The 13,769-nt window shown below is 56.2% G+C and carries 22 protein-coding genes and 1 tRNA gene; 10 read left to right on the forward strand and 13 right to left on the reverse strand.

The features are described 5' to 3' along the window. Both ACREAY_RS04820 and ACREAY_RS04825 read left to right on the forward strand, forming a co-directional pair. The coding region (locus ACREAY_RS04820) for a Rieske (2Fe-2S) protein (protein ID WP_431754627.1) at positions 1-344 on the forward strand (344 nt) is incomplete at its 5' end. Between the two features lie 330 nt (positions 345-674). Then, positions 675-1,274 (forward strand): recombinase family protein, encoded by a 600-nt coding sequence (locus tag ACREAY_RS04825; RefSeq protein ID WP_431754628.1) that lies wholly within the window; start codon positions 675-677, stop codon positions 1,272-1,274. On the opposite strand, the gene bioA is transcribed toward ACREAY_RS04825, so the two are convergent. Continuing rightward, complete coding sequence (gene bioA / locus ACREAY_RS04830; protein WP_431754629.1) at positions 1,275-2,612, reverse strand: adenosylmethionine--8-amino-7-oxononanoate transaminase; 1,338 nt, start codon at positions 2,610-2,612, stop codon at positions 1,275-1,277. Between the two features lie 36 nt (positions 2,613-2,648). On the opposite strand from bioA, the gene bioD reads away from it, so the two are divergent. Next, complete coding sequence (gene bioD, locus ACREAY_RS04835) at positions 2,649-3,356, forward strand: dethiobiotin synthase (protein WP_431754630.1); 708 nt, start codon at positions 2,649-2,651, stop codon at positions 3,354-3,356. On the opposite strand, the gene ACREAY_RS04840 is transcribed toward bioD, so the two are convergent. Further along, a complete protein-coding gene (locus ACREAY_RS04840; RefSeq protein ID WP_431754631.1) occupies positions 3,336-3,878 on the reverse strand; it encodes a hypothetical protein in 543 nt (180 codons plus the stop codon). The two genes, bioD and ACREAY_RS04840, sit on opposite strands and share 21 nt — an antisense overlap. Before the next feature lie 52 nt (positions 3,879-3,930). On the opposite strand from ACREAY_RS04840, the gene ACREAY_RS04845 reads away from it, so the two are divergent. From ACREAY_RS04845 to ACREAY_RS04875, 7 genes are all read left to right on the forward strand, one after another. Continuing rightward, positions 3,931-4,353, forward strand: a complete 423-nt coding sequence (locus ACREAY_RS04845; RefSeq protein WP_431754632.1) for a hypothetical protein — start codon at positions 3,931-3,933, stop codon at positions 4,351-4,353. Then, positions 4,350-4,478 (forward strand): hypothetical protein, encoded by a 129-nt coding sequence (locus ACREAY_RS04850; protein ID WP_431754633.1) that lies wholly within the window; start codon positions 4,350-4,352, stop codon positions 4,476-4,478. Before ACREAY_RS04845 ends, ACREAY_RS04850 begins: the two co-directional genes overlap by 4 nt. Positions 4,479-4,578: 100 nt before the next feature. Further along, complete coding sequence (locus ACREAY_RS04855; protein ID WP_431754634.1) at positions 4,579-5,262, forward strand: nucleotidyltransferase family protein; 684 nt, start codon at positions 4,579-4,581, stop codon at positions 5,260-5,262. Further along, entirely contained in the window at positions 5,259-6,227 is a 969-nt protein-coding gene (locus tag ACREAY_RS04860) for an LLM class flavin-dependent oxidoreductase (protein WP_431754635.1), read from the forward strand. The genes ACREAY_RS04855 and ACREAY_RS04860 overlap by 4 nt, the downstream gene beginning before the upstream one ends. 1 nt (position 6,228) lies before the next feature. Further along, positions 6,229-7,314 (forward strand): thiolase family protein, encoded by a 1,086-nt coding sequence (locus ACREAY_RS04865; protein WP_431754636.1) that lies wholly within the window; start codon positions 6,229-6,231, stop codon positions 7,312-7,314. After that, positions 7,304-7,642, forward strand: a complete 339-nt coding sequence (locus ACREAY_RS04870) for a Zn-ribbon domain-containing OB-fold protein (protein ID WP_431754637.1) — start codon at positions 7,304-7,306, stop codon at positions 7,640-7,642. The genes ACREAY_RS04865 and ACREAY_RS04870 overlap by 11 nt, the downstream gene beginning before the upstream one ends. A 33-nt stretch (positions 7,643-7,675) precedes the next feature. Continuing rightward, positions 7,676-8,035 carry a hypothetical protein gene (locus tag ACREAY_RS04875; RefSeq protein ID WP_431754638.1) on the forward strand — a complete coding sequence of 120 codons (360 nt, stop codon included), beginning with the start codon at positions 7,676-7,678 and terminating at the stop codon, positions 8,033-8,035. Positions 8,036-8,061: 26 nt separating this feature from the next. Here the strand turns inward: ACREAY_RS04875 and ACREAY_RS04880 are convergent, their stop codons facing one another. The 11 genes from ACREAY_RS04880 to ACREAY_RS04930 form a co-directional block, all read right to left on the reverse strand. After that, complete coding sequence (locus tag ACREAY_RS04880; RefSeq protein WP_431754639.1) at positions 8,062-8,502, reverse strand: hypothetical protein; 441 nt, start codon at positions 8,500-8,502, stop codon at positions 8,062-8,064. A 73-nt stretch (positions 8,503-8,575) separates the two neighbouring features. Continuing rightward, positions 8,576-9,742, reverse strand: coding sequence for a hypothetical protein (locus ACREAY_RS04885; protein WP_431754640.1), 1,167 nt, complete (start codon positions 9,740-9,742; stop codon positions 8,576-8,578). Positions 9,743-9,898: 156 nt separating this feature from the next. After that, positions 9,899-10,008: transfer RNA gene (locus ACREAY_RS04890), tRNA-Asn, on the reverse strand. Between the two features lie 102 nt (positions 10,009-10,110). Further along, entirely contained in the window at positions 10,111-10,665 is a 555-nt protein-coding gene (locus ACREAY_RS04895) for a 50S ribosomal protein L6 (RefSeq protein ID WP_431754641.1), read from the reverse strand. Further along, positions 10,649-11,041 (reverse strand): 30S ribosomal protein S8, encoded by a 393-nt coding sequence (locus tag ACREAY_RS04900; RefSeq protein WP_431754642.1) that lies wholly within the window; start codon positions 11,039-11,041, stop codon positions 10,649-10,651. Before ACREAY_RS04900 ends, ACREAY_RS04895 begins: the two co-directional genes overlap by 17 nt. Before the next feature lies 1 nt (position 11,042). Continuing rightward, on the reverse strand, positions 11,043-11,222 hold the full coding sequence (locus ACREAY_RS04905) for a 30S ribosomal protein S14 (RefSeq protein ID WP_431754643.1): 180 nt from the start codon (positions 11,220-11,222) through the stop codon (positions 11,043-11,045). Between the two features lies 1 nt (position 11,223). After that, positions 11,224-11,742: a 50S ribosomal protein L5 gene (locus ACREAY_RS04910; protein WP_431754644.1), complete on the reverse strand. Its 519-nt coding sequence runs from the start codon at positions 11,740-11,742 to the stop codon at positions 11,224-11,226. A gap of 1 nt (position 11,743) precedes the next feature. After that, on the reverse strand, positions 11,744-12,457 hold the full coding sequence (locus tag ACREAY_RS04915) for a 30S ribosomal protein S4e (protein ID WP_431754645.1): 714 nt from the start codon (positions 12,455-12,457) through the stop codon (positions 11,744-11,746). Further along, complete coding sequence (rplX, locus tag ACREAY_RS04920) at positions 12,457-12,960, reverse strand: 50S ribosomal protein L24 (protein WP_431754646.1); 504 nt, start codon at positions 12,958-12,960, stop codon at positions 12,457-12,459. Before rplX ends, ACREAY_RS04915 begins: the two co-directional genes overlap by 1 nt. 1 nt (position 12,961) lies before the next feature. Next, positions 12,962-13,402 carry a 50S ribosomal protein L14 gene (locus ACREAY_RS04925; RefSeq protein WP_431754647.1) on the reverse strand — a complete coding sequence of 147 codons (441 nt, stop codon included), beginning with the start codon at positions 13,400-13,402 and terminating at the stop codon, positions 12,962-12,964. Next, on the reverse strand, positions 13,386-13,727 hold the full coding sequence (locus ACREAY_RS04930; protein WP_431754648.1) for a 30S ribosomal protein S17: 342 nt from the start codon (positions 13,725-13,727) through the stop codon (positions 13,386-13,388). Before ACREAY_RS04930 ends, ACREAY_RS04925 begins: the two co-directional genes overlap by 17 nt. Positions 13,728-13,769: the final 42 nt, after the last annotated feature.

Raw genomic sequence — 13,769 nt, forward strand, 5'->3', positions numbered from 1 at the left:
AGCGCATAGAGGTGGGAAAAGAAGAGGTGCTAGTCGCAAACCACGACGGCAAGGTCTATGCGCTGTGTGACCGGTGCAGCCACATGAATGCGCCGCTGTCGATGGGATCTCTGAATGGAAAAGTCGTGACGTGTCCCATGCATTCCGCCAAGTTTGATGTCACGACCGGCAAGAAACTTGCAGAGCCCGCCGCAATAGACCTGACAAAGTTCCCCGAGCCGGTGCCGGAAAGCGTGCAAAAGTTGTTTGCAAATATCGGCAAGATCATATCCAACATATCGACATACGACCAACCTACCTACGAAACAAAGGTCGAAGGGGGCAGGATAAAAGTGTGGATATGACCGCGTACTGCCACCAATAATTCGACTTTTTGGGCCGTCCGGGGTGGGGGTTTTGCGCCATTTTTTTGGCAGTTATGGCCCGGGCATTTTTTGCAATTAACAATTTTCTTGTAGGATTGCCAAATAGGCAGAAAGGCGGAAACCGTCGCGCCTGGCCGCTGCCATAAACCGTTCAGAAACGGGTCCTTTTCTGGAACGGCCAAAAACTACCCCCGTTTTTTTACCTTTAATTTTCATAATCAGCGCCGCAGCCGTTCAACAACTCCCGCTGCCCTTTTTGAACACTTTTGTTGACAAGCCGGCTGTTAAAGCCCGCCGGGCAATGGTGCCATGAAATACGCGTTTGCGTACCTGCGGGTCAGCACCGAAGAGCAGACGGTGCAGAACCAGAAACTTGTGCTGGAAAAGTGGGCCCGGGGAAGCGGCTACCAGATCCTTGACTTTTTCGAAGATTCTGCCGTTTCCGGCAAGGTCCCGGCGATCCAGAGGAAGGGGTTCCGCGACCTGATGGAACTAGTAAAAACCGCGCAGGTCGACGCTGTGCTCGTCTACGAGCTGTCAAGGGTCGGCAGGACCTTCTGGGACACCCTGGACGCGATAAAGGTCATCGAGCAGTACGCGCCGCTCCTCTCCTGCTCCCCCCGAGAGTCCTTTTTGCAAACAACCGAGCCGAGCGTGCGCAAGCTGATGATCGGCATCCTGACGTGGGTCGCAGAACGCGAGCGCGAGATGCTTGTCCAGAGGACAAAGGACGGGATGGAGCGCGCAAGGGTCGCCGGCAAGGGCATCGGCAGGCCGCAGAAAGTGCTTGACAAGAACAGGCTGATATCGATGCTTGCAGAGAACCAGTCCAAGTCGAAAATAGCAAGGTCCCTTGGCGTGTCCAAGGCGACGCTCTACAAGGAACTGCGACATATAGCAGTAAAATAGCTACAGTTTTTCTGCCTTTTTGGCCAGTTCCCGGTGGGCGTCCATCAACTTTGCCAGGTTATCTCTGTCTATTGCAAGCGGAGGAATGACTACCATGACGTTGCCCAGAGTCCGGAGGTGCACGCCCATCTTTAGCGACTCGCCCATCACGAAATAGTTGAGCCTCTCCTTGTTCTTTAATTGCATCAAGGGCTTGCCGTTGCGCGCAAGCTCTATTCCCGCAAGCAGGCCCCTGTGGCGCACGTCGGCGACTATGGAGATCTTTTCGAATTCGGCAAGTCTCGACTCTAGATATTGGGCATTGCCGTTAATTTGTTGCATCAGGTTATGCTTTTCGTAAAGTTCAAGGTTTGCAAGTGCGGCTGCGCAGCCCACGGGGTGGCCTGTGAACGTGTGGCCGTGGTAGAACTGTTTGTTCTGCGAGTACTGGCCCAGAAACGCGTTAAATATCTCGTCGCCGGCCATCGTGACTGCCAAGGGAAAATACCCCGCAGTCAGCGCCTTGCCAAAGCAGACAATGTCTGGCCGGGACTTTTGCGCCTCGTATTCTATCATGTTGCCGAGCCGGCCAAAGCCTGTCGCTATCTCGTCGAGGATCAAAAGGACGCCGTGCTTTTTGCATAGCTGCGAAATTTTTTGCTGGTAGCCCCTTGGGTAGATGTTAACGCCGCCTGCTATCTGGGCACCGCTTTCCATCACCAGCGCGGCGCACCTGCCGCCAATCTTTTCAAGTGCCTTCTCTGTCTTTTCGATGCACCAGCCGACCAGATCCTTCTCGTTGCCAAACCTGCTCCCGTACAGTAGCGGGCTGGGCACCCTGTGCACCTTTTTCAACAACGGTTTGTATGCGCCAAAGAACTGCTCGATATAGCCGACAGACATGGCGCCGGCGGTGTCGCCGTGGTAGCCGTGCTCTAGCGAAACAAACTCTGTCTTTTCCGGCTTGCCCCTGTTGCGCCAGTACTGGAGCGCCATCTTTAGCGCCGACTCGATGGCAGACGAGCCGTTGTCGGTGTAAAACACTTTGTCCATGCCCTTTGCCATACCTGTTAGTTTTTCTGCGAGCCGGGCCGAAGGCTCGCTTGCTAGGCCAAAGAGCGTGGAATGCTGCAACCGTTTCAGCTGGTCTCGCATGGCCTCGACCACCTCGTTGGGCCCGTGGCCCCACACGTTGCACCACATGCTTGCGGTGCCGTCCAGGTAGCGCCTCCCTTTGCTGTCGACGAGATAGAACCCCTCGCCCCTGACGATGACGCGGCCTTCCCACCCCGCCCAGTCCTTCATCTGGGTATATGGGTGCCAGACGAACTCTTTGTCGGCATCCTCGGCGCCATGCAATCTGGTTAAATGCAACCCCTCGCTCTAATTATTTTTATGCGTGGCATCTTTGTCACAGGCACCGACACGGGCGTGGGAAAGACGGTAGTGGCTGCAGGCATTGCGTGGCTCTTGAAAAGCCGCAACGTCGACGTGGGCGTCATGAAGCCTTTTGCCACCGCCCCAAGGCCGCATTCTACAAGATACAGGTCGGAGGACACGGCGACGCTTGCGGCGGCCGTTGATGCAGGGGAGCCGGACGAGGAGCTGAACCCGTTCTTTTTCAAGGCGCCGGCGTCACCTCTCATGGCGGCGCAATTGACCGGCAGACCGCCTGCCGGTATGCGGGAAGCCCTGTTTGCATTGAAAAAGCTGGCCATCATGCACAGCTTTTTGGTAGTCGAAGGCATCGGCGGCCTGATGGTCCCGCTGACAGAGCGCGAGTTTGTCGCCGACTTTGTCCGCCTCTCTGGCCTGTCTGCCGTCATCGTCGCGCGCCCCCAGCTTGGTACGATAAACCACACCCTGCTGACCGTGAGGGTCTGCCGGGAATTTGGGCTCGACGTGCTTGGAATTATAGTCAACATGATGCCCAAGAAGCCTTCTGTCGTGGAGAAAAACACGCCAAAGATGATAGAAAGGCTCGCAGGCGTCCCGGTGCTTGCAGTGCTGCCGGAAGCAAAGAGCCCGAATCATAAAAAAATCGGCAAACTTCTTGCCAAGACCGCGGTTGCGGAAAAAGTGCTAGCCGTGGAACATCTTTAGGCTGCTTATTCCCCTGTCTGCAAGAAATGCATGTATATCAGATATTAGCGACGGATATTTGAATTTGCCATCAGCCAAGTTATAGTTTCTTGATTGAATCATTAGACTTTTTGCAGACACTGTCCAGACGTTTTCGCGCCTTGGCTGTACCTGCTCTGCCTGCCTTATTTTTGCCATGTCGCCTTCTGCTTTTATCACCTGGATGACGATTGCCCTGGCAGGGTCCTTTGCAAGGCTCTTTGTGGACGGGATTACGACGTCAAGCTCTATGCCGCTTACAGTGACTTTTCTTTCGGACGGCAGCTGCGATGCTGTAAGCATAAAGTGCAAAAGCGCTTCGCAGAGCGTCCCGAGCGTTTCATCGTCCGCCTCCTGCCCGAGCACGTCGACGCACTTGGAAATAATTTTCTCGCTGTACCTGCGCGAAGCCGCGTCAATGTTGGAGCTCACTTCTGCGCGTATCGTGTCCCTGCCTATCGAGTCGATGATTGAATAGAGCACTTCTTTGACGTCCAGAACCACAGAGCCTGAAACCCGGTTACGTTTATTAAATCTGATTGCCCCTTTTACAGCAATGGTCCGGGTAAAAGTTGCAATCGGCCTGCTTGTCGCTTCATTGATACTGCTGATAATATACGGCGCAGACGCTGCAATGGCGTCCTCAAGCCCTGAAGGGCGCGGTTTCATCCCCCTCAGCGAGGCGGTGAGGGGCTCCGGCCTCGGGGGCGGCGCGTTTGTTATGTCCATAATCGCGTTTGTGATCAGCTGGAAGCGCCCGTCTTCGATGGTGGCGATCTTGCTTTTTGTGAACGGCGGCCTCATAATCGCAGGCATGCTTGCGCTAATCGCGCAGGGCGCGCTTGCGTCAGAGAGCGCGGAAGGCGCGATGCGCACCATCAGCTCCACAATCGCCCTTGGCGCAATCCTCGTGGGCCTTGGGGCCTGGAAGGCAGTCGGCGACAGGCGCAAGGTGGGCAAGGAACAGCCCTCTCGTTGACCGTTTGCACAGGGTGCAACACCGAGTCCGACAGGACACTCAACTGCGCTCACACCGAGGGGCACGAGGTATGCGTCGAGTGCTACCAGCAGATCCACTGGCTATTGACGGAAAAGCACGATTAGGTTCATGCAGGGAAAAGATTGAATCCATCCCACGCCAGAGTCGGGCGCCTGCCTCCTAAAGCATAATTTTATTATACTATTTTTCCCTTCAATAGCGTAAATGAAAGCAGTAATCCTCGCTGGAGGCTTTGGCAAGCGCCTGAGGCCCTTGACAGACCAGATACCAAAGCCCATGATCGAAGTCCGCGACCTGCCGATAATAGAGTGGCAGGTAAAGTGGCTCTCTAGCTTTGGCATTAAAGAGTTCATCATCTGCGTCGGCTACCTGAAGGAGCACATCATCAACCACATCGGGAGCGGGAGCCGGCTCGGAGTCAAGGTGGGGTACGCGGTAGAGGAAGAGCCACTTGGCACCGGGGGCGCGCTAAAGAACGCGGAAGGCCTGCTGTCCGGCCAGAAGGAATTTTTCATGGTAAACGGCGACATCCTCACCAATCTTGATCCGGGCATGCTGCGCGACGGCGGCAACGCGCACGCCCTTGCGCTCGTGCCTCTGAGGAGCCCGTTTGGCGTAGTCGAGGTCAAGGGCTCGCAGGTGCTCGGCTTTGTGGAAAAGCCACGGATAACTGACAAGTGGATAAACGCAGGCGTCTACCACTTTACAAGCGACGTGTTCTCGTACCTGCCAGAGAACGGCAACATCGAAGTCACTGCCCTGCCCGCGCTGGCAAAGGAGGGCAGGCTGAACGCGGCCAAATACGATAGCGTCTTTTGGCGCTCCATCGACTCGCACAAGGACATCGAAGAGGCCGCCAAGGAAATGCAGGCTGCTGGGCTGTCGTGAGGGCAGGATACAGCCTCGGCCCGCTCCTTTCGATGGCCGACGTGTTGAATTGCGCCAGGATGGCAGATTCTGAAAACGTCGACTCGGTCTGGGTCCCGGAATCGTGGGGCCGCGAGTCGTTTTCGACGCTCGGGGCGGTTGCGCAGGTTACGAATAAGGTGAGGCTTGGCACTTCGATAATCAGCATATTTGCCCGCACGCCTGCCACCGTGGCGATGGGCGCAACGACGCTTGACATGCTCTCAAACAGCAGGGCGGTAATCGGCCTTGGCTCCAGCACGGAGGCAATCGTGGAGGGCTGGCACGGCGCCAGGTTCGAGCAGCCCGTGGCGAGGATGCGCGAGTACGTAGAGTGCCTCAGGCTCATGACGTCGGGCGAAAAGGCAAGCTATGCCGGCAAGTTTTACAGCTTCAAGAACTTCAAGCTCTTGCACCAGCCGCCAAGGCCACACGTCCCGATATTTGTGGCCGCGGTGAACAAGAGGATGGTGTCACTTGCAACCGAGCTTGCCGACGGGGTGCTGCTATACATGCGGCCCATTGAAGAGCTCGGCCGTACCATTGCAGACATAAAGCAGGCCACGGCAGGCAGGAAATTCGAAGTCGCCCTTTCGCTGATATGCGCGGTATCTGACAGCGAGCCGGCCAGGGCGCGGGAAAAGGCCGCAAAGACGCTTGCGTTCTATGTCGCAGTCGGGAAATATTACGCGCGTTTTCTTGCAGGCAACGGCTTTCAGGACGAGGTGGCGCGCATTTCAGACGCGTACTGGAAAAGCGGCGGCGACGCGGCTGCAAAGCAGGTGCCTGACAAGATACTCGACTCGATTGCAATCGCCGGGACGAGGGGCGACTGCAGAAAGGCACTTGCGCGCTTTTGCGACGCCGGCGTCACCCTACCCATCCTGCAGTTGAACCCTGTCGAGGGCGCAGAAAGTTCATTTAGGGAAATGTTGTCAACCTTCTAGATTGCGCAGGGTAGCTATCGCCTCGGCCGCCACTACAAGGTTTGCAAAAGCCTCCGAAAAGCCGATTTTCGAGCTGGCCTGCGAGCCCTGCGTCGAGATTGTCAGGGACTTTGGCAAGGGCATCGACGCCGTCATGCTGTCGACCTGCGCCACCGAGCAGTACAGCTCCACCATAGTGTCAGAGATGCTGGGGCTAAAGCCCAAAGTCTCGCAGCGCGTCGACAACCTTTGCAATTCAGGCACCAACGCCATCGCCTCTGCATACGCGATGATATCAGCCGGCCTCTGCGACTCGGCCCTCGTCGTGGGCGCCGAAAAGGCGGCAAGCGAAGGGAATCGGCTGACATGGGACGTGACGCGGGGCGCGTTCAACTTTCCGGTCCACTGGGCGGCCATGTTTGCCAAGGCGCACATGAGGCGCTACGGCACCACCGAGGAGCAGATGGCACAGGTGTCTGTGAATAATCACAGGAACGCGGCAAAAAATCCCAACGCGCTCTTTCAAAAGCCCGTGAGCATTCAGGACGTGATGGGGTCGAAAAAAATAGCCGACCCGATAAAACTGCTCGACTGCTCGGCGCCGTGCGACGGGGCGTCGGCAGTCCTCCTGCTTGGCGAGGAAAAGGCGAAAAAAACAGAAAATCCCGTGTGGATAAATGGTATAGGCCAGCAGACAAACGGCGCAAGCTTTGCAAACACTGCCGACTTCACAAAGCTTGACACGGCCCGGCGCGCGGCCGATGAAGCTTACAAGATGGCCGGGATAAAGCCGTCTGATGTCGACATTGCAGAATTGCACGACGCCTTTACAATCCTGGAAATACTCGCATACGAAGACCTAGGCTTTGCAGAGAAGGGCGAGGGCGGCAGGTTTGTGTTGTATAAAGACATTGCCGTCAACACCCGGGGCGGGATACTCGGCTGCGGCCACCCAGTCGGCGCGACGGGGGTATCGCAGACGGCAGAAATTGCGCTGCAGCTGGCAGGCAGGGCGGGCAGGCGGCAGGTGAAAAACTGCACGACTGGCCTTGTCCACAACCTGGCGGCGGCGGGGTCTTCGGCGACGGTGATGGTGCTTGGCGTCTGAATTTCTGAAAAGCCTGGAAAAAGGCGTGTTCATGGTGCCCGTGTGCACTTCTTGCGGGAAAAAGGCGTGGCCCCCCTCTGCCCGCTGCCCCTCGTGCCTTTCAAAGACAAGATTCGCAAAGGTCGCCACGGCCGGGACGCTGGTCGAGTTTGCGGCCTCGCACGTCAGAGGCCGCGAAGGGACGTTTGGCATAGTAGAGATGGACGGTTTCCGGCTCGTCGGCTCTATTGGAGACGCGAAACTAAGAGAGGGCATGAAGGTAAAGATGTCAAAATGCGGCGTCGGGCCTGACGGTACGCCATATTACCACTTTGAGCCTGTTGAATGAATGCTTATTAATGATATTGAGGCAGAAAAGCCGATGAGCTACGACCGGTTTATTGACGAGAGGCTACTGACGAGCAGGGACGCCCTCAACCGCATGCAGATCAAGATGAAGCTGACAGAGATCGACGAGGGCGCAAGGGACTTTTCCCAGAGGTTCGGCCGCAGGGTGCTGGTCAAAAAAGTGCTCATGACGATAAAATACACGGAAACCGAAGAGGTGGAAGAGCGGGAGCTTGACATTGAAGCGATTGAAAAGAGGATGAAAAAAGAGCGGCTGTTCAGCTCTACAAACCGCTGGCTGTCCCAGAGCGACATCAAGAACGGGTACGTCGTGTCGAGCCACCACTTTGGCCTCCTTGCCGATGCGATCGCCCTTGACATCCTTAAAATATAATATTTCAAAATTCGAGTTCTGAAACGTCATGCGACGGGGCGCTTTATCCAGACCCTTGCAGTTTCTGCCCAGAACGCGGCCGCGCCTGCAACCGCAAAGCCGATTGCAAATACGTCAAGGCTGCTAAAGCTCAGGACAAGGTAGGCGACGAGCATCGTCGTGAAAAATGCCGCAAAGAAGAGCAGCCTCGGGACCGCAAGCCCGCCAATGTTGACAAACGCCTGCAATACGCCAACCTGGACTTTTTGCACGACGTAATACCGGCCGTACTCGTCCTGGCTCACCAGGGCAAGCGAAACGAGCTTTTCAATGTGGTAGTTGGCCACGCTCGGGCTTGAAAACGACAGGTCGCGCTGGACTTCGCGCACGCCGACGGCCTCCTTGCGCTTTATCATGTACATGTAGACTTGCAAGGTCTTGCCCTTTAGCTGGTCCTCTATCTTGCCGCTGTCGGGCGCCTCGCTCAAGCCTGTCCGTCACGCAATAACGCCCCTGTCACTTTAAAGCTATCGCGGCGCGGCCGGGTGGAAAAAATGAGGCCTATCCAAGGGCCCCTCCAAAGCGGTCGCCCAGCTCTGCAGAATCCTCTACACTTGGAGTGTCTTGGGTCCAGAACTGGTCAGGTACGGTCGTGGCGGACAGCCCTGTTGCGGAGCCGTAGATGCCGTTCACCGCGCCCTGGTTCTCGTTCAGGTCGTAGCCTTCCTGCGTTTCTGCCGACAGGTCCTCGCCTGGCGCTCCAACAGCCATGTCTACATACCCGTCGCCATTAAAGTCGCCGGTTGCTATGGAATATCCGAAATTGTCCTGGTCTTCCAATTCGCCTTCTACATTTGGAGAGCCCTGGTTCCAGCTTGGGAACGGAGGTGAGAGCCTACCATCGGAACCCTCTGCAAACCCTGTTGCCGAGCCATGGTAGACGTACACCTGGCCCCAGCCGCCGCCCGTCAGGTCGCCAGGCGCAACTATGCTGGTCACTGCAAAGCTGACGGCCAAGTCCGCATACCCGTCGTTGTCAAAGTCGCCGTTTGCGAGCGTGCGGGCAAAGTCTGCTATGCTGCTCTGCGTCCCGAACTCGTCGTCCCGGGCGACGGTTATAGCAAGCCCTGACTCCGAGCCGTATATGACAAGCAAAAGGCCGTTGTCGCCGTACAGCGAGCCGCCGCAATCCCCAAAAGTCACGCGGGTAGTCACGGCGCCAGCTGCCAGGTCTTCGTAGCCATCGCCGTTAAAGTCGCCGCTGGTGAGGGCCCTTGCCGCGCCAAGTCCCGTGACGGGGCACGCCGCAGGTATGTCGTCGCTAATCCCGGGGCTGCTGCCCGTCCAGAGCTGGTCGGCCAGCACGCTGGCGGCAGACAGGCCTGATGGCGAGCCGTAAATCGCAGAAAGCGCGCCTGCGTCAGTGACAGAGCCGATGTCTTCCCCAATCGCCCCGATTGCAAGGTCGCTGTACCCGTCCTTGTTGAGGTCCCCGCTTGCAAGCGACGTTCCGTAACGGTCGTTGTCTTCAGAAAAGTCTGCAATCCCAGCGCTGTCCTGGAAAAACCTCTGGTCCGGCACGGCCGTTGCAGAAAGGCCTGCCGCCGACCCGTGGATTACATTGACGAGGCCTGCATCTGCACGGCCGTTCACGTCTTCATTGGGAGCTGCGATTGCAAGGTCTTCACGCCCGTCGCCGTTAAAGTCGGTGATCTGGGACGTGGCCATTGCCTGTGGCACCTGCGCGAAAATCGCCCCTAAGGGGAGCAGGGATAGCAAAGCGAGGGAAAGCTGCTTCATAACGTGGCTAACTCTGGGAATTATTTAACACCGTACCCGCTTTGATGCCTTAAGAGTGTTATAGGAGAGGCAGAGATGAAAAGATGGCGCCGCTGACCAGACTCGAACTGGTGACCCACTGGTTAACAGCCAGTTAAGCTCCGAAGCACAATATTGCGCTTTGAATTTGCTCTACCATGCTGAGCTACAGCGGCGCAATAATACGCACTTTCCATGCACAAAATAAATCTTTGGTCTTGAGCCTGTGGAGAATTGCGTTGAGAGTGATAAAAAGGAAAAAGGAAAAACGCCGGGACTTACATGCCCTCTTCGCGGGCATATATGTACAGCCCGTCGAGGAAGACACGCTGGTCCTTGTCCTTTATCCTGGTCGACAACTCGATGTTGGCGGCAGTCTGCGACACGTCTTCGAGGCTCGGGCCCTTGATAAGGACGTCTTCGGTCTGGATTTCAACCTTGGTGGCGTCGCCCTGGATGCGAGCGACGCGCGGTGCCCGTTCGCCGAAAAAGTTCTCGATGTAGATTTCCTTGCCCTTTACCTTGACAGAGATTGGAAAGTGTGCAAACACGATCTTTACCTTGTAGGTAAAGCCCTTTTCAACGCCCTTTATCATGCTCTCAAGGATGCTCTTGGCCGTGTTCGTCACTGCCAGATCGCGCTTTCTCGTGCCGTAGGGCTTTATAGTTATCCTGCTGCCCTCGACCGTGACGGTGGCCGGCAGTTTAAGAAAGTCCTTCTTGACCGTGCCTATCTTGCCCTTGACAGAGATAAAGCTCCCGTCCTTGGCGACCTTGACACTTGAAGGTATCTCTACCTCGCCGATTATCGCATTCTCAGTAGACGTAGCCAACAAGAACTCCTCCTAGACCCTGGACCTGCGCTTCGTGGTGCGACATGATGCCCTTGCTCGTGGAAACGAGCAGTATGCCCATGCTGTACGCAGGCAAAAACTGCCTTTCCCAGTCAAAGTATGCGTCTTTTTTCACCGAAAAGCGCGGGGTAATGATGCCGCACTTGTTTATCTTTGCCATCAGCTGTATCCTGAACTTGCCAGCCCTGGCGTCGTCTACCTGTTCAAATTCACCAATGTAGCGGTGCTTTTGCAAGACGCGCAGCACTTCGCTTGCGAACTTGCTTGCCGGGAGCACAATGCATTCTTTCTTTCTTCTGGACTCGTTGTTGTATATAGTAGTAAACATGTTTGCGAGGACGTTTAGCGCTGGCATTTTACTCGAACTTCCTGAATCCCAGGCTTGCCGCCACTTCCCTGAAGCACTGCCTGCAGAGCATCAAGTTATACTTTCTGACGAGGCCGTTATATGAACCGCAGCGCTTGCACCAGTGGGCGCCTCTTCCATGCGCTACTATCTTTCTTCCTGTTTCTTCTACTGTTCTTGGTTTTGGCATTTTATGCTACCTCTGCTCCATATTGTTCCTTGAAGAACACTATCGCGTCTTCCTTAGTAATCCTGTGGCTCTTGCCTATCTTGGCGCGTTTTCGGCTCTTCCTCGCAATCCTGTACCCTGGCCTGACGAGGACGATGTTGACGTCCATGCCAAAGATGCCGATCTCGGGGTTGTATTTCGTGCCGGGGATGTCGATGTGTTCGTGGATGCCTATCGAGATGTTGCCAAAGCCGTCAAACGATGACTCTTTGAGCACGTTCTTTTTGGCTGCAATGACGCGCTTTAGGAATTCCGTAGCCTGGCCGCGCCTCATGGTAACCATCGCGCCAATCGGCTCGCCCTGGTGGATGCCAAAGTCGCGCACGGTCTTTTTGGCGCCCCTCACTGCTGGCCTGTTGCCGGTCAGCTCGGTGAGCGCCTTTTTGGCCTTCTCTATCGGCTCGCCGGACTTGCCGACGCCGATGTTGATGACTACCTTGTCGACTGCAATCCTTTTCATGCTTGAAATTTGTTCGCTCATGTTAGTTCACCTTTATCACTGGCTTGTCTACGCCGACAACCATGACCATCTCCACCGGGAGCTCGACCTGCCTCTCCTCAAACGTGACGAGCGCGCGGGTCGGCAGCGAGAATACGCCCTCTCTGATGTCTTCAATTTTGCCTGTCTTGCCTGCGTTTTCGCCAGAGATGATGAGCGCCATCGAGCCCTTCTCGAACTTTATGTGCTCCTTTACCTTGGCTTCTGGCAGCGCAAGCACGCACGTGTCGCCTACCTTCATCTTGGCGTCGGTCAGCAGGGTCTTGCCGTCGTGGAAGCCGTACTGCAGCTTTTTGCCCTTGGTCGTGACCTTGCTCGTTATCTTGGCTAGTTTGACTGCCTTCTCTGCGCCTTCGACCGGGACTGTCACGAGCAGTTCAGAGTCCTTTGGGACGAGCCGGTATGCCTGGCCGTTTGCCAGCTCTACCACGTCCATCAGGCCCACTGCCAGGTTTATGTCGTGCCTGACCACGCCGTCAACCTTGACCTTGCCTTCGTTTAGCAGCATCTTTGATTCCTGCGCCGTCTTTGCGATGTGCAATGCGTCGCGCAGCACCATCCCAAGCGGGTAGGACTTTTGCTTTGGGTGCGGCCCTGGCTTGACCCTCAAGACGAACTGGCTTTCCTTGCGCCTGATGTTCCAGAACCTGGGCGCCATCTGCCTCTTTACGCGGGTATCGCCTCCTTTCTTGCCCATCAGCTAGTCGCCTCCTTTTTCTTTGGCTTGGCTTTTGCCTTTGCTTTTTTTGCCGTCTTTGCCGGCTTGGCCTTTTTCGCTGCCTTTGCCGGAGCTTTCTTTGCCGCGGCCTTGGGCTTTTTCTCTTCCTTGGCCTCTGCCGGCTTTTCTGCCTGCGGCGCTGGAGCCGCCTGCTGCTGGCTGCTCAGCATCGTGGACCTGTACTTGTCATCTGTCTTCAAGCTGGTTACCATGACGTTTGACGCGTGGATTGGGACCTTTACCTGGCCTCCGCGGACCTTTTCGTGCTGGACGCCCTCTATCTGGAGGGTGCCGTTTTCCGTGTTGACCTTTTCCACCTTGCCCTCAACGCCCCTGTACTCGCCGCGCATTACGCGCACCGAGTCGCCCTTTATGACGCGCACGCTGCGCCTCTTGTACTGCTGGCGGAGGTTGTCTGCAAGCGTGGCGCCGACCATCTTGTCGCGCTGGTGCTTGGCATAATGAATGAATTTTGGATTCATGCTATACTATCATCCCTGCCAGGTTTGCAATCCTCGGCCATTTTTCTGCCGCTTCGCTTGCGACCGGCCCCTTGATGTCGGTGCCCTTGATCTCGCCTTCAGGCGTCACGAGCACTGCAGCGTTGTCTTCAAAAGCGACGCGCACGCCGTTTAGCCTGCGTATCGGGTACTTTTGCCTGACAATGACTGCGCCAAAGATCTGCTTGCGCAGCTCTGCCGGCCCTTTCTTTACAGTTACAGTGACAAAGTCGCCGACTGCCGCCGCGGGGAGCCTCGAGTGCCTGCCCTTGTACCTGGTGACCTGCGCGATGCGCAGCACCTTGGCGCCTGTATTGTCAGCACATACCAGCTCGGCTGTTACCGGCAATGCACGCGTGATATACGGGCGGAATTCCTCGACGCCCTTTGCGGAAACTGCCCTTGACTTAGTTCCCGCTGCCATCCTTTGTGTTCACCTCAATCACTACAAACGACACCGTCTTTGAAAGCGGCCTGCATTCTGCGACGATTACTTCGTCGCCTTCCTTCACCTCGACACACGTGGGAAGGTATGCATGCACCTTTGACCTGGACCTTTCGTACCTCTTGTACTTGGTGACCGGCCTTGGGTACTCGCGCGACACCACGACCATCTTTTTGGCCTTGGCGCTTGCGACCGTGCCGGTCAGCAGCTTGCCCCTTACAGAGAGCGTGCCGTGGAACGGGCATAGCTCGTCCTCGCACGTCTTGCGGGGTGCAATGACTGAAACTCCGATATTTCTAACCATGTCTCATCACTCTATAATCGCGATATACGATCCTCTGGTCTT

The organism is Nitrososphaera sp. (genome assembly GCF_050748925.1).
In the GTDB taxonomy this organism is placed as follows: Archaea; Thermoproteota; Nitrososphaeria; order Nitrososphaerales; family Nitrososphaeraceae; genus Nitrososphaera.